The 22296-nt window shown below is 61.8% G+C and carries 19 protein-coding genes; 6 read left to right on the top strand and 13 right to left on the bottom strand.

Annotated elements, in window-relative coordinates; translation table 11 throughout:
- Positions 1-39 precede the first annotated feature (39 nt).
- The 7 genes from truA to AAIL67_RS13760 form a co-directional block, all read right to left on the bottom strand.
- The gene (gene truA / locus AAIL67_RS13790; protein WP_003064254.1) at positions 40-870 is read right to left on the bottom strand and encodes a tRNA pseudouridine(38-40) synthase TruA; all 831 of its coding nucleotides are present in this window, start codon (positions 868-870) and stop codon (positions 40-42) included.
- Between the two features lie 40 nt (positions 871-910).
- Positions 911-3820 (bottom strand): FimV/HubP family polar landmark protein, encoded by a 2910-nt coding sequence (locus AAIL67_RS13785; protein ID WP_343484243.1) that lies wholly within the window; start codon positions 3818-3820, stop codon positions 911-913.
- Positions 3821-4191: 371 nt separating this feature from the next.
- Positions 4192-5304: an aspartate-semialdehyde dehydrogenase gene (gene asd / locus AAIL67_RS13780; RefSeq protein WP_034378706.1), complete on the bottom strand. Its 1113-nt coding sequence runs from the start codon at positions 5302-5304 to the stop codon at positions 4192-4194.
- 375 nt (positions 5305-5679) lie between these two features.
- Positions 5680-6756 carry a 3-isopropylmalate dehydrogenase gene (gene leuB / locus AAIL67_RS13775; RefSeq protein WP_063661591.1) on the bottom strand — a complete coding sequence of 359 codons (1077 nt, stop codon included), beginning with the start codon at positions 6754-6756 and terminating at the stop codon, positions 5680-5682.
- 290 nt (positions 6757-7046) lie between these two features.
- Positions 7047-7703: a 3-isopropylmalate dehydratase small subunit gene (gene leuD, locus AAIL67_RS13770; protein ID WP_003057935.1), complete on the bottom strand. Its 657-nt coding sequence runs from the start codon at positions 7701-7703 to the stop codon at positions 7047-7049.
- A gap of 124 nt (positions 7704-7827) precedes the next feature.
- Positions 7828-9249, bottom strand: coding sequence for a 3-isopropylmalate dehydratase large subunit (leuC, locus tag AAIL67_RS13765; RefSeq protein WP_343484242.1), 1422 nt, complete (start codon positions 9247-9249; stop codon positions 7828-7830).
- A 57-nt stretch (positions 9250-9306) separates the two neighbouring features.
- A complete protein-coding gene (locus tag AAIL67_RS13760; RefSeq protein WP_063661587.1) occupies positions 9307-10275 on the bottom strand; it encodes a LysR family transcriptional regulator in 969 nt (322 codons plus the stop codon).
- A 371-nt stretch (positions 10276-10646) separates the two neighbouring features.
- On the opposite strand from AAIL67_RS13760, the gene AAIL67_RS13755 reads away from it, so the two are divergent.
- A complete protein-coding gene (locus AAIL67_RS13755; protein WP_343484257.1) occupies positions 10647-11930 on the top strand; it encodes a tetratricopeptide repeat protein in 1284 nt (427 codons plus the stop codon).
- 65 nt (positions 11931-11995) lie between these two features.
- Here AAIL67_RS13755 and dnaJ read toward each other — a convergent pair whose 3' ends face one another.
- The 3 genes from dnaJ to grpE form a co-directional block, all read right to left on the bottom strand.
- Positions 11996-13126, bottom strand: a complete 1131-nt coding sequence (dnaJ, locus tag AAIL67_RS13750) for a molecular chaperone DnaJ (RefSeq protein ID WP_003064279.1) — start codon at positions 13124-13126, stop codon at positions 11996-11998.
- Between the two features lie 100 nt (positions 13127-13226).
- On the bottom strand, positions 13227-15170 hold the full coding sequence (dnaK, locus tag AAIL67_RS13745; RefSeq protein ID WP_343484241.1) for a molecular chaperone DnaK: 1944 nt from the start codon (positions 15168-15170) through the stop codon (positions 13227-13229).
- A gap of 125 nt (positions 15171-15295) precedes the next feature.
- The gene (gene grpE, locus AAIL67_RS13740; protein ID WP_045838327.1) at positions 15296-15841 is read right to left on the bottom strand and encodes a nucleotide exchange factor GrpE; all 546 of its coding nucleotides are present in this window, start codon (positions 15839-15841) and stop codon (positions 15296-15298) included.
- A gap of 314 nt (positions 15842-16155) precedes the next feature.
- Between grpE and rpsF the strand changes: the two genes are divergently transcribed.
- The 5 genes from rpsF to dnaB all read left to right on the top strand — a co-directional run bounded on the left by rpsF (position 16156) and on the right by dnaB (position 19177).
- Positions 16156-16518 (top strand): 30S ribosomal protein S6, encoded by a 363-nt coding sequence (rpsF, locus tag AAIL67_RS13735; RefSeq protein WP_003064289.1) that lies wholly within the window; start codon positions 16156-16158, stop codon positions 16516-16518.
- A gap of 20 nt (positions 16519-16538) precedes the next feature.
- Positions 16539-16829 (top strand): primosomal replication protein N, encoded by a 291-nt coding sequence (gene priB, locus AAIL67_RS13730; RefSeq protein WP_003064293.1) that lies wholly within the window; start codon positions 16539-16541, stop codon positions 16827-16829.
- Positions 16830-16847: 18 nt separating this feature from the next.
- Positions 16848-17129: a 30S ribosomal protein S18 gene (gene rpsR, locus AAIL67_RS13725; RefSeq protein ID WP_003057920.1), complete on the top strand. Its 282-nt coding sequence runs from the start codon at positions 16848-16850 to the stop codon at positions 17127-17129.
- Positions 17130-17140: 11 nt separating this feature from the next.
- Positions 17141-17593, top strand: coding sequence for a 50S ribosomal protein L9 (gene rplI / locus AAIL67_RS13720; protein ID WP_003064296.1), 453 nt, complete (start codon positions 17141-17143; stop codon positions 17591-17593).
- A gap of 150 nt (positions 17594-17743) precedes the next feature.
- Positions 17744-19177 (top strand): replicative DNA helicase, encoded by a 1434-nt coding sequence (gene dnaB / locus AAIL67_RS13715; RefSeq protein WP_034359740.1) that lies wholly within the window; start codon positions 17744-17746, stop codon positions 19175-19177.
- A gap of 156 nt (positions 19178-19333) precedes the next feature.
- Here dnaB and AAIL67_RS13710 read toward each other — a convergent pair whose 3' ends face one another.
- From AAIL67_RS13710 to AAIL67_RS13700, 3 genes are all read right to left on the bottom strand, one after another.
- Complete coding sequence (locus AAIL67_RS13710) at positions 19334-19738, bottom strand: hypothetical protein (protein ID WP_003064300.1); 405 nt, start codon at positions 19736-19738, stop codon at positions 19334-19336.
- Positions 19739-21451, bottom strand: coding sequence for a PhoH family protein (locus tag AAIL67_RS13705; RefSeq protein ID WP_343484240.1), 1713 nt, complete (start codon positions 21449-21451; stop codon positions 19739-19741). It abuts the gene before it with no gap.
- A gap of 220 nt (positions 21452-21671) precedes the next feature.
- On the bottom strand, positions 21672-22160 hold the full coding sequence (locus tag AAIL67_RS13700; RefSeq protein WP_003057908.1) for a peroxiredoxin: 489 nt from the start codon (positions 22158-22160) through the stop codon (positions 21672-21674).
- Positions 22161-22296 lie beyond the last annotated feature (136 nt).

The following is a 22296-nucleotide window of genomic DNA, read 5'->3' as shown; positions in this document are numbered from 1 at the left end:
AAATCTCTGGCGTTGCAGCAATCGTTGGCCGCTGGCCGCTCAGGGCAGCCAGGCAAACGGGGGGGTGTCTACAGGCAGGCCCCAGCGCGTATCGTAAATGGGGCCGAGAAAGTACAGACCGTCAGGGGAGAAGGTGGGGGCGGCCACCTCGCGCGAGCGTGCCTCCAGCACTTGCTGCATCCATTCCACGGGCTTGGAGCCCTGGCCCACGTAGATCAGGCAGCCCATGATGTTGCGGATCATGTGGTGCAGAAAAGCGCTGCCCTCGAACTCGAAACGCCAGTAGCCACATTCCATCTGTCCGTCGCGCATGGGTGCCTGGCCTGCGGGGCGGTAGTGGATGTCGATGCGGCGCAGGGTCTTGACCGGGCTCTTGGCCTGGCAGCCTGCCGCGCGAAAGGACGAAAAATCATGCTCGCCCAGCAGCAGGTCGGCGGCTGCACGCATGCGCTGCGCATCCAGGGCCTGAAACACCCAGCCCACGCGGCCATGGTCGACGCTGGGGCGCACGGGCGACTGCAGCAGCACATAGGCATAGCGGCGTGCAGTAGCACAGGCGCGGGAATGGAAGCCATTCGGGCCGTCGGCGACCTCGGCTGCCCATTGCACGGCGATGTCCTTGGGCAGGAAAGTGTTGGTGCCGCGCACCCAGGAGTTGGGCGCGCGCTGCAACTCGGTGTCAAAGTGCACGACCTGCATCAGGCCGTGCACACCGGAATCGGTGCGACCGGCGCAGATGGTGGAGACTTCTTGAGCAGCAAAGCGGCCCAGGGCCGCTTCGAGTTTGTCTTGTACGGTGTTGCCATCGGGCTGGCTTTGCCAGCCGCGATAGGCCTGACCGTTGTAACTGACGCCGAGAGCTATGCGCATGGCATGGCTCCCGGCGCGGGGTCTGAATGTATCAAATCAATCAACCAATCTGAGAGAGAAGGCTGTGAGCCTTGGCCTTGAGATCGCCATGGGCTTCGGCGATCACTTCCTCGATCAGTGTACGCGCTCCGTCGCTGTCGCCTATGGCATTGAACTCCTCGGCCAGGGCTAGCTTGGTGGCTAGCGGGTCTTCGGGTTCGGAGGGCGCTGGCACGGCATCGATTGGCGCAGCGATATCGGATGTGCCCAGATCCAGCGACAGGCCGCTGAGGTCGAAAGTCACATCGGCTTGCGCAGGGGCGGCGGCAGGGCTGGCGGCCTCTTCACCCGGCTGCTGCAAGGTCAGGGCTTCGATGTCCTGCTCTGTGTCCAGGCGCTCCTGGCTGGAAGATAGTTCCAGCGGCGCAGTTTCCTGTCCGCTCTCGGCCTCGGGCTGTGCCTGCGAAGGCAGTGTGAAGCTGTCGAGGTCGAACTCGAGCGCATTCAGGGAGCTTTGCTCGGCGGGCGCGGGAGCTGCGACAGGGGCCGGGGCTTGAGATGCCGTGGCGGGCAGGCTGAACGAGGCCAGATCGTCGAGGTTCAGGTTCAGGCCATTGTCTGCTGCGGGTGCTGGCTCGGATGCGGTGACAGGGGTGTCCCACTGAGCCAGTGCCGCGAAATCCTGCTCGTTGGGCAAGGAGACGGGTTCGGAGGCCACAGGCGCTGCGCTGGCTGCGGTGTCAGGCAGGTCCGCCGGCAGCTCCAGATCCATGTCGAAGTCCATGCCGGCGGGCTCTGTGGGAGGGCCTTCGTGGCTGGCAGCGGCTTCGGCAGCCTGTGCAGCAGCCAAGGCCGAGCCAAAGCCCACGGCAGCGGCCACGCCGCCTTGCAGGGCGGTCGATGGATCGGTGGGGCTGAAGGCGCTTGGGGTCGCAGCTGCCGCTGCATGAGCCTGGGGAGCTCCGCCCAGCTGGTAAGTCAGATTTTCCGGATCCAGGATACGGCCCTGATCGGCCAGCCGCTGCCATTCGGGCCCCTTGCCCTGGGTCAGGGCAAAGACGTTGTTGGCTACAGATGCGTAGGCCATGCGGTCATGGCGCTTGGCATAGATTTCAGCCAGCTTCTGGTGCAGCACCAGGCGGTTGGGGTCGCTGCGCAGCGCTTCCTTGAGGATTTCCTCGGCCTGCAGGTCGCGGCCGTAAGCCAGGTACACATCGGCTTCGGCCAGCGGGTCCACATCGCCGGCGTCGAGCTGGCTGGGAGAGTACTGCATGGACTGGCCCGACATCTGGCTGCTGCTGGTCGTGGTGTCCACGCGCTGGCCGCCGCTGGCGCCGAAGAAGGAGTCCGCTGAAAGCTGGCTGTCGCCCAGCGTGCTGTCCGCGCCTGCCGCTGCGGCTTTGCGACGCTGAGAAACACGGTAGCCGCCATAGCCCAGAAGCAGGGCCAGCAGTGCTGCGCCAGCCAGCGGGATGGTCGGGTCTTCCATCAGGCTGTCGATAAAGCTGGGCTCTTCGGGAATGGGGGCCGGTGCTGCAACAGGCTTGGGAGGTGCAACCGGTGCCGGTGCGGGTGCTGCAGGCTCGGCTGCGGCTTGTGCCGGTTCGCCTTCGGCCGGAGCTGGTGCAGGCGCGGTGTCGCCTGGCTTGCCAGCATCGGCTGCAGCCGCCTCGGGTGTGGCTGGGGGAGCAGACGTTGCAGCCGCATCAGCAGCCGGAGCGGGGGCAGGCGCTGCAGCATTGGCGGCGCTGGCCGCAGGTACGGTGACTGCAGGGCTTGCCGCTGGTGCAGCTGCTGCCGGTGTGCCTGCTGCGGGAGCTGCAGCCGTACCTGCAGGTTTGGTGGCTGCCGCAATCTGGCTCAGCTCGGCCATATTGCGTTTGAGCTCATCGGCGCGCGCAGATTGGTCTGCGGCCTGTTTTTGCTGAGCCACTTGCTCATCTGCGGCCACGCCCTTGACGGAGCCCTTGGACAGGGTCAGCTTGTCGGGGGCTGCGGTGTTGGCCTTGGCATCGGCGACATGGGCCTGAACCTGGCCCGAAGCGCTGCGCGATGCTGCTTCCACAGGAGCCACAGGTGCCACGCCAGCCAGTTGACGGCGGAACTGGTTGAAATCCTGAGACTGGGCCGCCATGATCTGGCGGGCTTCCTTGGCCGAGGTGGCCTGAGCGGCCGCCTGATCGGGCAACTGAATCACCGCGCCACTGCGCATGCGGTTGATATTGCCATTGACAAAGGCCTGAGGGTTGCTGCGCAGCATGGCGACCAGCATCTGATCAAGCGAGACGCCTGCTGGCTTGTGCGCTGCAGCAATGCGACCTGCGGTGTCGCCTGTCCTGACGCGAACTTCATCGCTGCTGCCAGCCGGTGCTGCAGTGCCGGCCTGGCGTTTTCGCAGAGGCTTGGTTGCAGCTTCGTCCTGATCGCGGTCATTGCGCAGGTCCCGGCCGGCCGTGTTGACAGGGCTGGACGCCGGGCGTGCAGTCACAGCGGGACGCGCAGGCGCAAGCACCACGGCAGGCGTGGCCTGGGCAGCGGTGGTGGGCGCAGGAGCAGGGCGGCGCGTTGCAGGAGGGTCGAGCAGCAAGGTGTAGTTGCGCTGCAGCTTGCCCGATGCCCAGTTGGCATCGATCACCAGGTCGACAAAGGGATCATTGACCGGCTGAAAACTGCTGAGCTTGAGCACGGCCGAGCCGTTGGCGCGTTTTTGCACCTGCACGCGTACCGAGTTGGCCGTGCCCGTGAATTCCATGCCCTGGGCACGGAATGCAGCTGGCGATGCGATAGCGGCCTGCAGGCTGTCGGCCTCGGCAGCGCTGAGTTGAGGGATCTCGACCTCGGCACGCAAGGGCTCGCCCAGAGCCGACTGCACCGTGATGCGACCCAGTGCCAATGCCCATGCATCGGTGGCCGGGAGGCTTGACAGTGCGAGGGTGGCTGCGGCGAGCGCAGATAGTTTCCAGCGTTGCATAGGGCTCAGACTTGATTCGTGCAGCCTACAGCCCTCTTGTTCTTGATCGGGTTTGTGGCTGCGGTGCACATAAAAATTGGAAATTCCAGCAGGCGGCAAAGGTCTCTCGGCCCGGCGGACACAGTTTGCATTGTCAACGACGCTATTGCAATGTGAGCAAAAGCATGGCTGGCAAGGCTCTCAATTGTTGTCGATTGGCAACGAGATGAAACCTAATGTAGGTTTGCTGACGGTTTGCATTCGCCCGAATAAGCGGGCAATTGTCGCCCAAGCCTGGAGCTTGGACATGAAAAAAGCGCCGGCCATCACGAGGATGACTGGCGCTTTGCTGTGCTGGATCAAGCCATTCGCAGGCTTGATGGTGGACGGGATCAGGCTGCCAGCAGGATGCGCAGCATGCGACGCAGCGGCTCGGCAGCGCCCCACAGCAGCTGGTCGCCGATCACGAAGGCCGAGACATATTCGGGGCCCATGTTGAGCTTGCGCACACGACCGACGGCCACTTCCAGACCGCCGGTGGTGGCAGCAGGAGTCAGCTCCTTGACGGTCAGTGCGCGGTCGTTGGCCACGAACTTGACCCAGGGATTGCCGCCCTTGATCAGGGCCTCGATCTCTTCCAGGGGCAGGTCCTTCTTGAGCTTCAGGGTCAGGGCCAGGGAGTGGCAGCGCATGGCGCCGATGCGCACGCACAGGCCGTCCACGGGGATGGCGGCCTCGGTGCCGAGAATCTTGTTGACCTCAGCCTGGCCCTTCCATTCTTCCTTGGACTGGCCGTTGGGCAGCTGCACATCGATCCAGGGGATCAGGCCGCCGGCCAGAGGCGCGCCGAAGAATTCGGTGGGCACATCTTCGCGGATGGTCTGGGCCACCTTGCGGTCGATTTCGAGAATCGCGGAAGCAGGAGTCGCCAGCTCGTCGGCCACGGCAGCGTGCACCACGCCCATGCCCTTGAGCAGCTCGCGCATGTGGTTGGCGCCACCGCCCGATGCGGCCTGGTAGGTCATGGAGGAGACCCATTCCACCAGACCGGCCTTGAACAGACCGCCCAGACCCATCAGCAGGATGGAGTTGGTGCAGTTGCCGCCAATCCAGTTCTTGCCGCCGGCAGCCAGCTTTTGCTGGATCAGGTCGTCGTTGACGGGGTCGAGCACGATGACGGCGTCGCCCTCCATGCGCAGCGAAGAAGCCGCGTCAATCCAGTGGCCGTTCCAGCCAGCGGCGCGGATCTTGGGGAAGACTTCCTTGGTGTAGTCGCCGCCCTGGCAGGTGATGATGATGTCGCACTTGGACAGCTCGGCGATGTCGTTGGCGTCCTTCAGCTCGGTGTGCACCGTGGCCATGGCCGGGGCCTTGCCGCCGGCATTGGAGGTGGAGAAGAACACGGGCTCGATCAGCGCGAAGTCGCCTTCGGCCTGCATACGATCCATCAGCACGGAGCCGACCATGCCGCGCCAGCCCACCAAACCTACCAATTGCTTGCTCATTTGAAACGCCTTTTCAGTTTTGAAAACAGTAGCTTGAGACTGCTTCGTCCGGCTCGTCAGGGCCGGAAGGGGCGCGCGACGAACCGGGCTGGGTCAGCCTGTAATCGTCTTAATGGTGATTGCGCGCGCATTCACACCGGCAAGCTTTGCGGGTGTGAGGGTCTCGGGAGCGAAGGTGCGTGCGGCAAACATAAGAGTTGTCATTCTAGCGACTAGAGCCAAAGCTTGAAGAATTAAAAGTGCTTGAAACTCTAGTCAAAACGTCGAAATAAATGATTTATTTTTGACGTTTTGTTTTGTTTGGCGCCGAAAATTGCGTCGAACAAAAAAGCCACCGCTTTGCGGCGGTGGCCTGGCATCAGCCGTTTCCGGGCCTCAGACTCCTGCCAGTGCCTTGACCACGGCATCACCCATTTCACGGGTGCTGACCTTGGTCGTGCCTTCGCTGTAGATGTCGGCGGTGCGCAGGCCGTCGGCCAGCACCTTTTGCACGGCAGCTTCGATCTTCTGGGCGGCGGCTTCCTGGCCCAGGCTGAAGCGCAGCATCATGGCGGCCGACAGAATGGTGGCCAGAGGATTGGCAATGCCCTTGCCGGCGATGTCGGGAGCCGAGCCGTGGCTGGGTTCGTACAGGCCTTGCTTCTTGTCGTTGAGACTGGCGCTGGGCAGCATGCCGATGGAGCCGGTCAGCATCGAGGCTTCGTCGGAGAGGATGTCGCCGAACATATTGCCGGTCACCACCACGTCGAAGCGCTTGGGTTCCTTGACCAGCTGCATGGCGGCGTTGTCCACATACATATGGTCCAGGGCCACGTCGGGGTACTGCTTGGCGACTTCGCTGACCACGTCCTTCCAGAGCTGGAAGGTTTCCAGCACATTGGCCTTGTCCACGCTGGTCACGCGCTTGCTGCGCTTCTGGGCGGCCTGGAAGGCGACATGGGCGATGCGCTCGATCTCGGGACGGGTGTAGCGCATGGTGTCGAAGGCTTCCTCGGCACCGGGGAAATGGCCGTCGGGAGCCACACGGCGGCCGCGCGGCTGGCCGAAGTAGATGTCGCCGGTCAGCTCGCGGATGATGAGGATGTCCAGGCCTGCCACCAGTTCGGGCTTGAGGCTGGAAGCATGGGTCAGCTCCTTGTAGCAGATGGCAGGGCGGAAGTTGGCGAACAGGCCCAGGGCCTTGCGCAGGCCGAGGATGGCCTGCTCGGGACGCAGGGGGCGGTCCAGCGTGTCGTACTTCCAGTCGCCCACGGCACCGAACAGGATCGCATCGGCTTCCTGTGCCAGCTTCAGCGTGGCAGGAGGCAGGGGGTGACCGGCAACTTCATAGCCGGCGCCGCCCACGGGAGCGGTTTCCATCTCCAGGCCCAGATTCAGGGCCTCAAGCACCTTGACGGCTTCCGCGACGATTTCGGGACCGATGCCATCACCGGGCAAAACTGCAATCTTCATGATGTTCCTTTGATTAATTTGATAGCTGCTTGCGCTTGATATTCATAGATTTCAGATTGAATATTTATCGAAGTCTATTGATGACAATCGTAAGCAGCTCATTTATTGATAGTTTTACTTCGGGCTCAAGAGGCGGGCATCCCTCAACTGAGTGAGACCGGCACAGCAGAGAGCCTTACCTCCAACATGGCCAAAGTGAGAGACGGCCAGCAAGAGCCGCCTCGCGGCAAAGGCCGTCGTCCCCCTCTGGGGGAAGCCGCGGGGCCGCCTAGGCAACGCGGCTCAGGGGGTTACTTCTGAATCAAGGTATGCGCCAGCCAGGGCTTTTGCGCCAGACGCTCGGCCTCGAAGGCCTTGATCTTGTCGGCATGGCGCATGGTCAGGCCGATATCGTCGAAGCCGTTGAGCAGGCAGTATTTGCGAAAGGCGATGACGTCGAAGGCGATCTCTTCGCCCTGGGGCCTCAGGATCACCTGGCGCTCCAGGTCGATGGTCAGCTCGTAGCCGGGGAAGGCCGCGACGTCGTTGAACAGCTGGTCGATCGTGGCCTCGGGCAGCACGATGGGCAGCAGGCCGTTCTTGAAGCTGTTGTTGAAGAAGATGTCGGCAAAGCTGGGGGCCAGGATGGCGCGGAAGCCGTACTGGTCCAGGGCCCAGGGCGCGTGCTCGCGGCTGGAGCCGCAGCCGAAGTTCTTGCGCGCGATCAGGATGCTGGCGCCCTTGAAGCGGGGCTGGTTGAGCACGAAGTCGGGATTGGGCTTGCGGTCGGCTTCGGGTACGCCGGGCTGGCCGGGCTGGTCCAGATAGCGCCACTCGTCGAACAGATTGGGGCCGAAGCCGGTCTTCTTGATGGACTTGAGGAACTGCTTGGGGATGATGGCGTCGGTGTCGACGTTCTCGCGGTCCATGGGGGCGACAAGGCCCTTGTGCACGGTGAATTTTTGCATGGTGTGATTCCAGAATCTTTAGTCTTGGCGACGTTCGCGTCTTGCATCAGAGACGGCCAGCAAGGGCCGCCCCCAGCAAAGGCCGTCGTCCCCCCTGGGGGAAGACGCGCAGCGACTCAGGGGGTTACGCAAATTTACGGATATCGACAAAGTGGCCGTGGATGGCTGCCGCAGCGGCCATGGCGGGGCTGACCAGATGAGTGCGGCCGCCGGCGCCCTGACGGCCTTCGAAGTTTCGGTTCGAGGTCGATGCGCAGCGCTCGCCGGGCTCCAGGCGGTCGGCGTTCATGGCCAGGCACATGGAGCAGCCGGGTTCGCGCCATTCAAAGCCGGCGGCCTTGAAGATCTGGTCCAGGCCTTCGCGCTCGGCCTGTTCCTTGACCAAGCCGGAGCCGGGCACAACCATGGCCAGCTTGATGTTCTTGGCGACCTTCTGGCCCAGCTTCTTGACCACGGCCGCGGCTTCGCGCATGTCCTCGATGCGGCTGTTGGTGCAGGAGCCGATGAACACCTTGTCGACAAAGATGTCGTTGATGGGCTTGCCGGGTTCCAGTGCCATATAGGTCAGCGCACGTTCGATGGCGCCACGCTTGTTCGAGTCTTTTTCCTTGTCGGGATCGGGGACGGCGGCATCGATGCCCAGCACCATCTCGGGGCTGGTGCCCCAGGTCACCTGCGGCACGATGTCGGCGGCATTGAGCTCGACCACACGGTCGAACTTCGCATCGGCGTCGGAATGCAGCGTCTTCCAGTAGCTGACGGCGGTATCCCATTCGCCACCCGTGGGCGCCAGGGGGCGGCCCTTGATGTAGTTGATGGTCTTGTCGTCCACGGCCACGAGACCTGCGCGAGCGCCGCCTTCGATGGCCATGTTGCAGACCGTCATGCGGCCTTCCACGCTCAGGTCGCGGATGGCTTCGCCGGCAAACTCGATGGTGTAGCCCGTGCCGCCGGCGGTGCCGATCTTGCCGATGATGGCCAGCACGATGTCCTTGGCGGTGATGCCGGGCGCGACCTTGCCGTTGACCTGCACCAGCATGTTCTTGGCCTTCTTGGCCAGCAGGGTCTGGGTGGCCATCACATGTTCGACCTCGGAGGTGCCGATGCCGTGGGCCAGCGCGCCGAAAGCGCCATGGGTGGAGGTGTGGCTGTCACCGCAGACCACGGTCATGCCGGGCAGGGTTGCACCTTGCTCGGGGCCCATGACGTGGACAATGCCCTGGCCCTTGTCCATGAAGGGGAAGAAGGCGGCCGAGCCGAACTCGGCGATATTGCTGTTCAGCGTGGTGATCTGTTCCTTGCTGATGGGGTCGGCAATGCCGTCATAGCCGCGCTCCCAGCCGTCGGTGGGGGTGTTGTGGTCGGCCGTGGCCACGACCGAGCTGACGCGCCACAGCTTGCGGCCGGCCATGCGCAGACCTTCGAAGGCCTGGGGGCTGGTGACTTCGTGCACCAGATGGCGGTCGATATAGAGGACGGAGGTGCCGTCTTCCTCGGTGTGAACGACGTGCTCGTCAAAAATCTTGTCGTAGAGGGTGCGTCCCATGGTGGTCTCGTGAGGTTGGTTTGTTGGGAGGATTCTGTTGTGGCTTGATGCGATGTTTCAAGCCTTGGCGCTGGCGGGGCAGAGGTGATCGACTAGCAGGCGGGTGGTCACCGGCAGCGCTTCGAAGTCGCGGGCTACCACGCAGAGTTCGCGGTGCGCCCAGTCGTCGGTGAGTTGCACGGCGCGCAGATGGCCCACGCCATGCATCAGCTCGAATGCACGGTCGGGCAGCAGGCCCAGTCCAAGGCCGTTGTCGATCATGCGGCACATGGCGTCCAGGCTGGTGACCTGGATGCGCTGGTGCAGCGGGTGGCCGGCCTGGGCTGCGGCAGCACGCATGGCCAGGCTGATCGAGGAGCCCGCATGCAGGCTGACGATGTCCCATTCCAGCACTTCCGTGAAGGCGACGCTCTCGCGGTCGGCCAGGGCATGGCGCTCGGGCACGACGACGACCAGTCGGTCTTTGCGATAGCGGCGGTACTGCAGCGGCACATTGCCCTGGGTCAGCTGAACGGTGGCCTGATTGCCTTCGCTGCTCTTGATATTTCCCAGTGTGCAGATGCCGATATCGGCCGTGCCCTCGGCCACGGCGCTCAGCACGTCGGGGCTCAGGTGCTCTTGCAGGTCGATCTTGATCTGGCTGTGTTCGCGTGCAAAGGCCCCCAGGTCTTCGGGCAGAAACTGCACGATGGCCGACATATTGGCGTGCATGCGCACATGGCCGCGCACGCCGTCGGCGTATTCGGAGAGCTCGCCCTGCATGCGCTCCAGCCCGTAGAGCACATTGCGGGCATGGTGCAGCAGGCTCTCGCCGGCCGGCGTCAGCGTCACGCCGCGGCTGTGGCGATAGAGCAGGGCGGTGTCCACCGTCGCTTCCAGGTCGGACAGCCGCTTGCTGACGGCCGAGGCTGCAATGAACTCGCGTTCAGCGGCGCGGCCAATGCTGCCCAGTTCGCACACGGCGACGAACAGCTGAAGCGAGGTGAGATCGATGCGGCGCGCAAAACTGCGCTCTGAATTCTTCATGGGGTAGGCTCAAGTCTTCTCGTTTCGAGAAGTTTTCAGCATTTTTACCGATTAATTAAGCTGCATCCATCTTTGAATGAGATGTCTTGCTTGGCGATGGGTAAATTTTGGAGATGGGTGATTTCTTGCTTTGCGATGACTTGGCAAGACCTGGGAAGGCTGTGTTGCATTTGTCAGTCTTGTGTACTTGCATTTTCATAGCGAAGACTCTAGATGCCAGAATCGTTCAAGCCTGATCAGGTCTGAGGAACAGAAGTTTTTCAGGTGCCTGAGTTCCGGCATCTTTTTACAAAGTAAATCGTCAGTAAAGCAGCCAGGAATCGACGCTATTCGCTGCAAAAATGTGAGTTATGAGAGTTCCCAAACATCCGATGTCCGACAGTGAGCCTTCCGAGTTGCCAGCTATGGCTTCGGGGTCGCTCCTCTTGCACCGCAGCCGTTGCTGGGGTCAGGTCTGCCTGCTGACAGCTGCGCTGGCTCTGGGCGGCACTGCCTTGCCAGCTGTGGCCAAAGGCAAGACCCCGGCCAAATCCAGTGCGGCCGCGCCAGCCAAATCGTCCAAGTCCACCAAGAGCACGACTGCAGGTGCCGCCAAATCTTCATCGGCCAAGTCCGCCGGCAAGGCCGGTAAAAAAGGGCGCACCGGCCGCAATGCAGCGGTCGCTGGTGCTGCGGCAGCAGGTGCGGCAGCGGCAGCTCCGCTGGGTCGTGAGCATTGGACGCCGGAGGCCAGGAACAATCAGGCCGAAGATGCCAAGGAACTGGCCGCCATGCGTGCAGCAGCACAGACGGGCGACGCCAAGGCCCAGTATCTGCTGGGCTCGCGCTACCGCTTTGGCAAAGGTGTGAATCAGGACCTGGCACAGGCCGTGCACTGGTATCGCCAGTCGGCCGACCAGGGCTATGCACCTGCGCAATCCGACCTGGGAGTGCTCTACGCCAACGGGCGGGGTGTGACTCTGGACGAAGTGCAGGCCGTGAGCTGGTATCGTAAGGCGGCAGAGCAGGGCGACGGCATTGCGCAGAACAATCTGGGTCTGATGTATGCCGAGGGCCGCGGCGTGGCGGCCGATGATGCGCAGGCCGTGCAATGGTTCGAGCGTTCGGCCAAAAGTGGCGAGGCTGCAGGCCAGTACAGCCTGGGAGTGATGCTCTCAAGCGGCCGGGGCGTCAAGGAGGATGGCCGGGCCGCCCTGCAGTGGTTTGAACAGGCTGCCGAGAAAGGCCATGCCGACGCCCAGTACAACACCGGCATGATCTATGCCGTAGGCGCGCTGGTGCCGCAGGATCTGACGCGTGCGGCGCGGTGGCTGGAGAAGTCCGCCGGTCAGGGCAATGCGGCGGCTCAGTCCTCTCTGGGTTTTCTCTATGCCAACGGCCAGGGCGTGCCGCAGGATGCAGGCCAGGCGGCGCGTTGGTTCGATCGCGCCGCCAAGCAGGGCTACACCCTGGCACAGTCGAATCTGGCAGCCATGTATGTCAGCGGTCAGGGCGTGCAGAAAGACATGGGCAAGGCCTATTTCTGGCTGACTATCGCTCATGCCAAGGATCCCTCGCTGCAAAGCCGCATGCAGACAGCCGAGCAGGCATTGGGCCCCGCAGAGCGGCTGAAGGTGCAGCGCGAGGTGCGTAACTGGAAGCCGGGCAAGGAATGATTTCCACCCCATGAAAAAAAGCCCATCAGGCATGGCCGATGGGCTTTGGGGGTGAGCGTCAGGGTTTAGCTGAAGAAGCTCTTCAGGCGGTCCGTCCAGCTCTCGCCGCTGGGCGAATGCTTGGAGCCACCCTTCTTGAGCGATTCGTCCAGGTCCTTGAGCAGCTTGCGCTGGTACTCGGTGAGCTTGACCGGAGTCTCCACCACGATGTGGCAGTACAGATCACCGGGGTAGCTGGAGCGAATGCCCTTGATGCCCTTGCCGCGCAGGCGGAACTGCTTGCCGGCTTGCGTACCTTCAGGGATGTCGATCGCCGCCTTGCCTTGCAGCGTGGGCACTTCGATCTCGCCGCCCAGAGCGGCGGTGATGAAGCTCACGGGCACATTGCAGTGTAGATCGTCACCGTCGCGCTCGAAGATGTCGTGGTCCTTGACGCGAATCTCGATATAGAGGTCGCCTGCCGGGCCGCCATTGGTGCCGGGCTCGCCGTTGCCGGCCGAGCGGATGCGCATGCCGTCGTCGATGCCGGCGGGAATCTTCACTTCCAGCGTCTTCTGGCGCTTGACCTTGCCCTGGCCGCCGCAGGACGTGCAGGGCTCGGGAATGATCTTGCCTGTGCCGCGGCAGTGCGGGCAGGTCTGCTGCACGCTGAAAAAGCCCTGGCGCATCTGTACCGTGCCCATGCCGTTGCAGGTGGTGCAGGTCTTGGTGCTGGTGCCGGGCTTGGCGCCGCTGCCGCTGCAGGTGTCGCAGCTGTCCCAGCTTGGAATGCGGATCTGGGCATCCTTGCCCTTGGCAGCCTCTTCCAGGGTGATTTCCATGGAATAGCTGAGGTCGTTGCCACGGTAGACCTGACGGCCGCCGCGACCGCCGCGGCCGCCACCGTTGAACATATCGCCAAAGATGTCGCCAAAGGCCTCGGCAAAGCCGCCAAAGCCCTCGCCGCCGCCCATGCCGCGATTGGGATCCACGCCGGCATGGCCGTACTGGTCGTAGGCCGCGCGCTTCTGGCTGTCGGAAAGCATCTCGTAGGCCTCTTTGACCTCCTTGAACTTTTCCTCGGCTTCCTTGGCCTTCTCGCCCTGATTGCGGTCAGGGTGGAACTTCATCGCCAGCTTGCGATAGGCCTTCTTGATGTCATCGTCCGAGGCGCTTTTGGCAACGCCCAGAACTTCATAGTAGTCACGTTTGGACATGTGAGTTTTCGGTCGGATGGAACAGGAACGCCGCGCCAGCTCCTGAGAGCCCGGCGCGGCGGCAAGCGGTCAATGGTTTGAGGCCAGGACCTGCCCGCGCTTAGTCCTTCTTGACTTCCTTGACTTCGGCGTCAACCACGTTGTCGTCAGCGGCAGCCGATGCGCTGGCGCCAGCGGAGGCTGCTGCTGCGGCAGCAGTGGCTTCGGCACCGCCAGCGGCCTGTGCGTCGGCGTACATCTTTTCGCCCAGTTTCTGGCTGGCCGTCATCAGGGCCGTGGTCTTGGCGTCGATGGCGTCCTTGTCCTCGCCCTTGAGCGCTTCTTCCAGTTCCTTGACGGCGGTTTCGATGGCGCCCTTTTCGGCAGCATCCAGCTTGTCGCCATGTTCGGCCAGGCTCTTGTTGACGCTGTGAACAGCGGCTTCGCCCTGGTTCTTGGCAGTCACCAGTTCCAGCTTTTTCTTGTCGTCGGCGGCGTTCAGTTCCGCATCCTTGACCATGTTCTGGATTTCTTCTTCCGACAGGCCCGAGTTCGCCTTGATGGTGATCTTGTTTTCCTTGCCGGAAGCCTTGTCCTTGGCCGACACGTTCAGGATGCCGTTGGCGTCGATGTCGAAGGTCACTTCGATCTGGGGCACGCCACGACCTGCGGGCGGAATGCCTTCCAGGTTGAACTCGCCCAGCATCTTGTTGGCGCTGGCAATCTCGCGTTCGCCCTGGAACACCTTGATGGTCACGGCAGGCTGGTTGTCTTCAGCCGTGGAGAAAGTCTGCGCGAACTTGGTGGGGATGGTCGTGTTCTTGCTGATCATCTTGGTCATGACGCCGCCCAGGGTTTCGATACCCAGAGACAGGGGAGTCACGTCCAGCAGCAGCACGTCGGAACGCTCGCCACCCAGCACCTGGCCCTGCACGGCAGCGCCCACGGCCACGGCTTCGTCGGGGTTCACATCCTTGCGGGGATCCTTGCCGAAGAATTCCTTGACCTTTTCCTGCACCTTGGGCATGCGGCTCATGCCGCCGACCAGGATCACGTCGTGGATGTCGGAGACCGAGATGCCGGCATCCTTGATGGCGGTGCGGCAAGGCGCAATCGTGCGCTCGATCAGATCGTCCACAAGGCTTTCCAGCTTGGCGCGGGTCAGCTTGATGTTCAGGTGCTTGGGACCTGTGGCATCGGCGGTGATGTAGGGCAGGTTGATGTCGGTCTGTGCGGAGTTCGACAGCTCGATCTTGGCCTTTTCGGCAGCTTCCTTCAGGCGCTGCAGGGCCAGCACGTCCTTGGACAGGTCAACGCCTTGTTCCTTCTTGAACTCGTCGATGATGTAGTTGATGATGCGCTGGTCGAAATCTTCGCCGCCCAGGAAGGTGTCGCCGTTAGTCGACAGCACTTCGAACTGCTTTTCGCCGTCCACGTCGGCGATTTCGATGATGGAGACGTCGAACGTGCCGCCGCCCAGGTCATACACGGCCACCTTGCGGTCGCCCTTGCCCACCTTGTCCAGGCCGAAGGCCAGGGCAGCAGCGGTAGGTTCGTTGATGATGCGCTTGACTTCCAGACCCGCGATGCGGCCGGCGTCCTTGGTGGCCTGGCGCTGTGCGTCGTTGAAGTAGGCGGGCACGGTGATGACGGCTTCGGTCACGGCTTCGCCCAGGAAGTCCTCGGCGGTCTTCTTCATCTTGCGCAGCACTTCGGCGCTGATCTGGGGAGGAGCCAGCTTCTGGTCGCGCACTTGCACCCAGGCGTCGCCGTTGTCGGCCTTGACGATCTGGAAGGGCATCAGGTCGATGTCCTTTTGCACCTCGGCTTCGGCGAACTTGCGGCCGATCAGGCGCTTGGCAGCGTAAATGGTGTTCTTGGGGTTGGTGACGGCCTGGCGCTTGGCGGATGCACCGACCAGGATTTCGCCGTCTTCTTGATAGGCAACGATGGAGGGGGTGGTGCGGGCACCTTCGCTGTTCTCGATCACGCGGGTGTTGTTACCCTCCATGATGGCAACGCAGCTGTTGGTGGTACCCAGGTCAATACCGATGATTTTTCCCATAATTCTCTCCGTAATCTGTTGAATGTTTGCTTGATTCGTCACTTGTGGGCGTAGTGGCCGGCTTCAAGAGCCGTCACTTACTATTTTTTGCCCTGACGGTTGTTTTTTTGGGGTGTCTAGCTGGCTCAGCCCTGGGCCACGGTCACCAGCGCGGGGCGCAGGATGCGGTCGGCGATCACATAGCCCTTTTGCAGCACGGCAACCACGGTGTTGGCGGGCTGGTCGGCGGGAACCATGGAGATGGCCTGGTGGTGGTGAGGGTCGAACTTCTCGCCCGCAGCGGGATTGATGGCGAGCACCTTGTTGCGCTCCAGGGCCGAATTCAGCTGGCGCAGCGTGGCGTCCGAGCCTTCGCGCAGTTGTTCGGGCGTGGCGTTCTGGATGGACAGGGCCGCGTCCAGGCTGTCGATCACGGGCAGCAGGCTTTCTGCAAAGCTCTCGATGCCGAACTTGCGTGCCTTGGCGACCTCTTCTTCGGCGCGACGGCGCATGTTTTCGGCGTCGGCCTTGGCACGCAGGTATTGGTCGGCCAGATCGGCGCTCTTGGCCTTGAGTTCTTCCAGCTCGGCCTGCAGACGTCCCAGTTCGTCCGACGCATTGGCTGCCAGGGCCGCTTCCAGTTCCTCGGGGCTGGCGTCGTTGATGGTGTTGGGGTTGTGGTTCTCGGTCATAGTTGGTGAAGGTTTCTCAAAACTTAAGACAATCTGTCTGCCAGATGCGCTCCGCCAGGTCTATTTCAAGACCCGTGCCGCCCAACAAAGGGCGGCGGGCGCAGCGGCTGGGGTGAGTCTGCAGCATTTGCGGGATATTCCAGGGGAGTAAGTACTTGTGATTTCAAGACATCTCGCCTTGATTGACCAATGCTAATCGCAGGTTTATAGGCCCCAGAGTGTACAGATAGTCTGCCACTCGGCTAGAATCTCACGTTTTGCCTTGCCGCACCGCTACAGACGCAGTGGGCGGCGTTTACCCAAAAGGAGTCGTTATGCGTCATTACGAAATCATTTTGTTGATCCATCCGGATCAAAGCGAACAAGTTCCCGCGATGCTGGAGCGCTACAAGGGCATGATTGCCGCTGGTGGCGGCAAGGTGCATCGCGAAGAAGATTGGGGCCGTCGTCAGCTGGCTTACATGATCAACAAGCTCGCTAAGGCTCACTACCTGTGCCTGAACATCGAAGCCGACCAGGCTGTGATGGCTGAACTGGAACACGCCTTCAAGTTCAACGATGCCGTGCTGCGTCACCTGACTGTGCAGAAGAAGAAGGCTGAAACAGCTGCTTCCGCCATGATGAAGAGCGTTGAGCGCGAAGAAGCCCGCAAGGCCAACCAGGCTGAGCACGCTTAATAGCATCAGACACTGAAGGAGTGGAAAACCGCGTTGTATTGACGGGCCTTCTCGTAGAGCAAGCTGCTTTGCGCTACACGCCCGCCGGATTGCCGGCCCTGGATTTGCGAATTGAACACAGTTCGCAGCAACAAGAGCTGGGCAGTGCGCGCAACGTGAATGCATCTGTCAAGGCTGTTGCCTTTGGCGCCCTGGCTGAAAAGCTGGCCCGCCAAGCACCCGGTAGCCAATGGACCTTTCAAGGTTTTCTGGCCACGCCGCGCAATAGCAAGATGCTGGTTTTACACATTCAGGATATTCAACAAAATTAATTTTCAAGAGGTCCAGCAATGGCCACGTTCAAGAAATTCAACAAGGACAAGCGTCCTAAGCGCAACACCCAGTCGCTGCTGTTCAAGCGCAAGCGTTTCTGCCGCTTCACAGTCGCCGGCGTCGAAGAAATCGACTACAAGGATGTCGACACCCTGCGTGACTTCATCGCCGAAAACGGCAAGATTGTGCCCGCACGCCTGACCGGCACGCGCGCCATCTACCAGCGTCAGCTGAACACAGCCATCAAGCGCGCTCGCTTCCTGGCTATGCTGCCCTACTCTGACCAGCACAAGATCTAAGGAGCACGACTATGCAAATCATTCTGCTCGAAAAGGTTGTGAACCTGGGTAATCTGGGCGATATCGTCAAGGTCAAGGACGGTTACGCTCGTAACTTCCTGATCCCCTCCGGCGCTGCACGTCGTGCAACAGCTGCTGCCAAGGCTGAATTCGAAGCCAAGCGCGCTGAGCTGGAAAAGGCTGCCGCCGAGAAGCTGGCTGCCGCTCAAGAACTGAGCGAAAAGCTCAACGGCGTGAACGTGAAGATCACTCAGAAGGCTGGCGTTGACGGTCGTCTGTTTGGTTCCATCACCAACGCCGACATCGCTGAAGAACTGGTCAAGGCCGGTTTCGCAGTGAACAAGTCGCAAGTGCGCATGCCCAACGGCCCCATCAAGACCGTTGGCGATGCCACTGTGGTGGTGGCTCTGCACACCGACGTGGCTGCAGAAGTGGCCGTCTCCGTGTACGGCGACCACTCCTAATTCAGGCTCTGTTCTGAATTGGCAAAAAGCCGCCTTCGGGCGGTTTTTTGTTTTCTGGTAATTGTTTGTCTCGCCAGCGTTTTTATCGTCACCCGCCGTGACGTCGCCACCGCCTCCCGCTACGATGGAGGACTTGTCTCTAGGAGTCTCATGTCGTCAGTAATGCCCCCGCTTGATCTGCAAGATGATGCATTCGCCCCGGTTCCCACTGCCGATCAGCAGGTGGCGCAACTGCGTGTGCCGCCGCACTCCATGGAGTCGGAATCTTCGGTGCTCGGCGGTCTGCTGCTGGACAACAATGCCTGGGAGCGCGTTGGTGATCTGCTTGGCGACGGCGACTTCTACCGGCACGAGCACAAGCTGATCTACGAAGCCATCGGCAAGCTGATCAATGCAAGCAAGCCGGCCGACGTGATCACGGTTTATGAGCATCTGCAGGGCATGGGCAAGGCCGAGGAAATCGGCGGCCTGATGTACCTGAACCAGCTGGCGCAGTATGTGCCCAGTGCCAGCAATATCCGCCGCTATGCGGAAATCGTGCGCGAGCGCGCCATCTTGCGCAAGCTGGTCACGGCCAGCGACGACATCGCGACCAATGCCTTCAATCCGCAGGGCAAGACCGTGGAGCGCATCCTCGACGAAGCCGAGCAGAAGATCATGGCGATCGGCGAGGAGGGTGCGCGCAACAAGCAGGGTTTCCAGTCGCTGGATTCGCTGGTGGTGGACCTGCTGGACCGGGTCCAGGAGATGGCCGACAACCCCATGGATGTGACCGGCGTGCCCACGGGCTTTGTCGATCTGGATCGCATGACCTCGGGCCTGCAGGCCGGCGACATGGTGGTGCTGGCGGCGCGTCCCTCCATGGGCAAGACCTCGTTTGCCGTGAATATTGCCGAGCATGTGGCGCTTAATGAGGGCTTGCCGGTCGCCATCTTCTCCATGGAAATGGGCGCGGCCCAGCTGGCGGTTCGTATCGTCGGCTCCATCGGCCGCGTCAATCAGGGCAATCTGCGTACCGGCAAGCTCAGCGACGACGAGTGGCCGCGTCTGACCGAGGCCATCGAGCGCCTGCGCACCGTGTCGCTGCATATCGACGAAACGCCGGGCCTGTCCCCGACCGAGCTGCGTGCCAATGCGCGTCGTCTGGCGCGCCAGTGCGGCAAGCTGGGCCTGATCGTGGTTGACTACCTGCAACTGATGAGCGGATCGGGATCTGCCGCCAGTTCCGACAACCGCGCGACCGAGCTGGGCGAAATCTCGCGGGGTTTGAAGATGCTGGCCAAGGAGCTGCAATGCCCGGTGATCGCGCTGTCCCAGCTCAACCGCTCGGTGGAGCAGCGTACCGACAAGCGCCCCATGATGTCCGACCTGCGTGAATCGGGCGCAATCGAGCAGGACGCGGACATCATCATGTTCATCTACCGCGACGATTACTACAACAAAGAGAGCAAGGAGCCCAATATTGCTGAGGTCATCATCGGCAAGCAGCGTAACGGGCCGACGGGGACGGTGAAGCTCTTTTTCCAGAAGAACCAGACGCGTTTCGAGAACCTGGCGCAGGGCTACGGTACGGACGAATACTAAAAATCATAGCTGTTAGCGATTGTTGGGTGTGGATTTCATAACTCTATGAATATGAAAGCTATGAATATCAAGCGCTACCAGCTATCAAATTGAAGGACATAAGAAAAGCCCGCAAGGCACAGACCTTGCGGGCTTTGTTTTTGAGTGATTGCGGCGCTAGCGGCTGAACAGGTAGACGCCAAGACCGATCACGCACAGTCCCAGCACTCCGCAGGCCCAGGCCAGGCGCTGTGCACCTATGCGCAGCGCGCCCACGGTTGCGACGATCTGGGCATTTTGCTGGGCCAGCTTCTCGATGATCTCCAGCGACTGGCGCTGCGATTGCTCGAGCTGGGCGATGCGCTCCTCCTGCTGCTGGATCAGCAGCAGCGCCTGCTCGCCGGCGGAAGCCGGTGGCGAAATGCGCTGCGCAGCACTTTGTGCGCTGGCGTCCTGCTCGCGCGCCTCGGCCTGGGCTTCTTTCTTCTTGAGCATGCCCTGGGCGGCCTTCACCACCTGAGGCGTGGCCTTGATGACCTCGCCCCAGGGCACGAGCTTGAGTGCCGCGATCCAGCTCGCCACTTACAGCACCTCGCTGGCGAAGTCTGCCAGGCGCGAGCGTTCGCCGCGCGCCAGCGTGATATGGCCGCTATGGGGCCAGCCCTTGAAACGGTCCACCACATAGGTCAGGCCCGAGCTGCCTTCTGTCAGGTAGGGCGTGTCGATCTGGGCCAGATTGCCCATGCAGATGATCTTGGTGCCGGGGCCGGCACGTGTGATCAAGGTCTTCATCTGCTTGGGGGTCAGGTTCTGGGCCTCGTCGATGATGACGTATTTGTTCAGAAACGTGCGACCGCGCATGAAGTTCATGCTCTTGATCTTGATGCGGCTGCGGATCAGCTCGTTGGTGGCGGCGCGCCCCCACTCGCCGGCATTGCCGCCGTCGCCCTTGGCCAGGAACTCCAGGTTGTCATCCAGGGCGCCCATCCAGGGGCCCATTTTTTCCTCTTCCGTGCCGGGCAGGAAGCCGATGTCCTCGCCCACGCTCACCGTGGCGCGGGTCATGATGATCTCGGTGTAGCGGCGCTCGTCCAGCACCTGGGCCAGGCCGGCGGCCAGGGCCAGCAGGGTCTTGCCGGTACCTGCCGTGCCTGTCAGTGTGACAAAGTCCACTTCGGGGTTGACCAGCAGGTTCATGGCGAAGTTCTGCTCGCGATTGCGTGTGGACACGCCCCAGACGGCATTCTTGGGATTGCCGAAGTCGCGCAGCGTCTTGAGCACGGCCGTCTTGTCGCGGATTTCGGTCACGCGCATATAGAGGCTGGGCTCGCCCGGTGCTTCGTAGTAGACGAACTGGTTGATCATCAACTGGTCGACGATGGCGCCGCTGACGCGGTAGTAGGTGATGGCACCTTCCTGCCAGCTCTCCACATTCTTGCCGGCCTTGGCCCAGAAGTCGTGGGGCAGGGCCAGTGCGCCCGAATACAGCAGATCGCCGTCTTCCAGCACCTTGTCGTTCTGGTAGTCCTCGGCGGCCAGGCCCAGGGCGCGCGCCTTGACGCGCATATTGATGTCCTTGGACACCAGCACGACTTCGCGATCCTTGTGCTGCTCGCGCAGGGCTGCGACCACGCCCAGAATCTGGTTGTCGGCCTTGCCCTGTGGCAGGCTCTCGGGCAGGGATGCATCCAGAGGGTTGGTCTGGAAGTACAGCGTGCCGGTGGCGCTGCGCTGACCCGTGGCATTGAGCGGCAGGCCTTTTTCCAGACCGTCGGCGGGCTGGGAGGCAACCAGGGAGTCCAGGGTGCGGCTGACCTGGCGGCCGTTGCGCGCCACTTCGGTCATGCCCTTTTTGTGGTTGTCCAGTTCTTCCAGCACCACCATGGGCAGGAAGATGTCGTGCTCTTCAAAGCGGAACAGGCTGCTGGGGTCATGCAGCAGCACATTGGTGTCCAGCACGAACAGCGTGGTCGGGCCGGTGCGCGTATTGCGGGCGCGGCGAGCAGGCTTGGCAGCCGCGTCGGCGGGTTTGGCAGGTGCTGCAGCGGCGGTTGTGGCAGCGGTCTTGCGCGGTGCCTTGGCTGCAGCAGTTGCAGCGACAGTGGGCTTGCTGGCGCTGCGACGGGACTTGGTGACCGCAGGGACGGGCTCAGAAGCCGCACTCAGGGCGGCTCCGTTGGAGGGGTTCAGATCCTCGTCAAGTTCTGCAGTCTGCCTGGCAGTCTTGCGGATGGACGAAAAGGCTTCTGCGGAGAGCTTTGCGGCGCGGTGGCCGGGTGCGGGGGGCAGGGGCATAGTGGACGAACCGTTCTCAACAAGATTCAAAAAGCACAAAGCCGCCTGGAAACCGAGGCGGCTTTGGTGGGGTGAACAGAGAATACTGCGTAGCACTGAGGCATGCCCCATTATGCATAGGCTCCGAGGGCCTGAAGCAGTATTTCCTGTTTTGCCTTGTTTAAAGACTTTGAAATACTTTGCGTGTAGATGATTGCAAGGTTTCAGTCTCGGGCGAGGCTCAGGCCACCTTCTTGTCTTGAGTCTTCAGGCTTTTGACGGCCTTGAGTACTTCGTCCACGTGGCCGGGGACCTTCAGGCCGCGCCATTCCTGCATCAGGATGCCGTCGGCGCCGATCAGGAAGGTGGAGCGCTCGATGCCCTTGACCTTCTTGCCGTACATGATCTTGTTCTTGACCACGCCAAACATGTGGCACATCTTTTCTTCGGTGTCGGCAATCAGCTCGAACGGCAGTTCCAGCTTTTCCTTGAAGTCGTTGTGCGAGTTCATGTTGTCGCGCGACACGCCGAACACGGTGGCGCCAGCCTTCACGAAATCCTTGTACTTATCGCGGAATTGCATTGCTTCCGTGGTACAACCCGGCGTGTTGTCCTTGGGGTAGAAATACAGGATCAGAATCTGGCCGTTGTGCGAGGTGTTGGACACCTTGACGCCGCCGGTGGCGTTGGCTTCAAATTCTGGGAGTGGTTTGTTGACAACGATCGCCATGCGCTTGTATCTCTCGGGTGTGTTCGTTGAAATGCCGAGGGCGTCGGTGGTATTTTTGTTTTTATCAATCGATCGCCCCCAACCGCAACCTGCGATTTTACCCTGAAATACGTATTTCTCTCAATGTAAGCTCAGA

The sequence above is a fragment of the Comamonas sp. A7-5 genome, assembly GCF_039581385.1.
Classification (GTDB): Bacteria; Pseudomonadota; Gammaproteobacteria; order Burkholderiales; family Burkholderiaceae_C; genus Comamonas; species Comamonas thiooxydans.
This window is presented reverse-complemented; position numbering and strand designations above follow the sequence as displayed.

Bases quoted from the DNA above. Each gene is read 5' to 3' on its own strand.
- AAIL67_RS13755 (WP_343484257.1), top strand. From the start codon at position 10,647: ATGTCCGACAGTGAGCCTTCCGAGTTGCCAGCTATGGCTTCGGGGTCG.
- dnaJ (WP_003064279.1), bottom strand. From the start codon at position 13,126: ATGTCCAAACGTGACTACTATGAAGTTCTGGGCGTTGCCAAAAGCGCC.
- leuB (WP_063661591.1), bottom strand. From the start codon at position 6,756: ATGAAGATTGCAGTTTTGCCCGGTGATGGCATCGGTCCCGAAATCGTC.
- leuD (WP_003057935.1), bottom strand. From the start codon at position 7,703: ATGCAAAAATTCACCGTGCACAAGGGCCTTGTCGCCCCCATGGACCGC.
- grpE (WP_045838327.1), bottom strand. From the start codon at position 15,841: ATGACCGAGAACCACAACCCCAACACCATCAACGACGCCAGCCCCGAG.
- AAIL67_RS13705 (WP_343484240.1), bottom strand. From the start codon at position 21,451: ATGCCCCTGCCCCCCGCACCCGGCCACCGCGCCGCAAAGCTCTCCGCA.
- AAIL67_RS13700 (WP_003057908.1), bottom strand. From the start codon at position 22,160: ATGGCGATCGTTGTCAACAAACCACTCCCAGAATTTGAAGCCAACGCC.
- rplI (WP_003064296.1), top strand. From the start codon at position 17,141: ATGCAAATCATTCTGCTCGAAAAGGTTGTGAACCTGGGTAATCTGGGC.
- AAIL67_RS13785 (WP_343484243.1), bottom strand. From the start codon at position 3,820: ATGCAACGCTGGAAACTATCTGCGCTCGCCGCAGCCACCCTCGCACTG.
- rpsF (WP_003064289.1), top strand. From the start codon at position 16,156: ATGCGTCATTACGAAATCATTTTGTTGATCCATCCGGATCAAAGCGAA.
- leuC (WP_343484242.1), bottom strand. From the start codon at position 9,249: ATGGGACGCACCCTCTACGACAAGATTTTTGACGAGCACGTCGTTCAC.
- rpsR (WP_003057920.1), top strand. From the start codon at position 16,848: ATGGCCACGTTCAAGAAATTCAACAAGGACAAGCGTCCTAAGCGCAAC.
- AAIL67_RS13760 (WP_063661587.1), bottom strand. From the start codon at position 10,275: ATGAAGAATTCAGAGCGCAGTTTTGCGCGCCGCATCGATCTCACCTCG.
- dnaB (WP_034359740.1), top strand. From the start codon at position 17,744: ATGTCGTCAGTAATGCCCCCGCTTGATCTGCAAGATGATGCATTCGCC.
- truA (WP_003064254.1), bottom strand. From the start codon at position 870: ATGCGCATAGCTCTCGGCGTCAGTTACAACGGTCAGGCCTATCGCGGC.
- asd (WP_034378706.1), bottom strand. From the start codon at position 5,304: ATGAGCAAGCAATTGGTAGGTTTGGTGGGCTGGCGCGGCATGGTCGGC.
- dnaK (WP_343484241.1), bottom strand. From the start codon at position 15,170: ATGGGAAAAATCATCGGTATTGACCTGGGTACCACCAACAGCTGCGTT.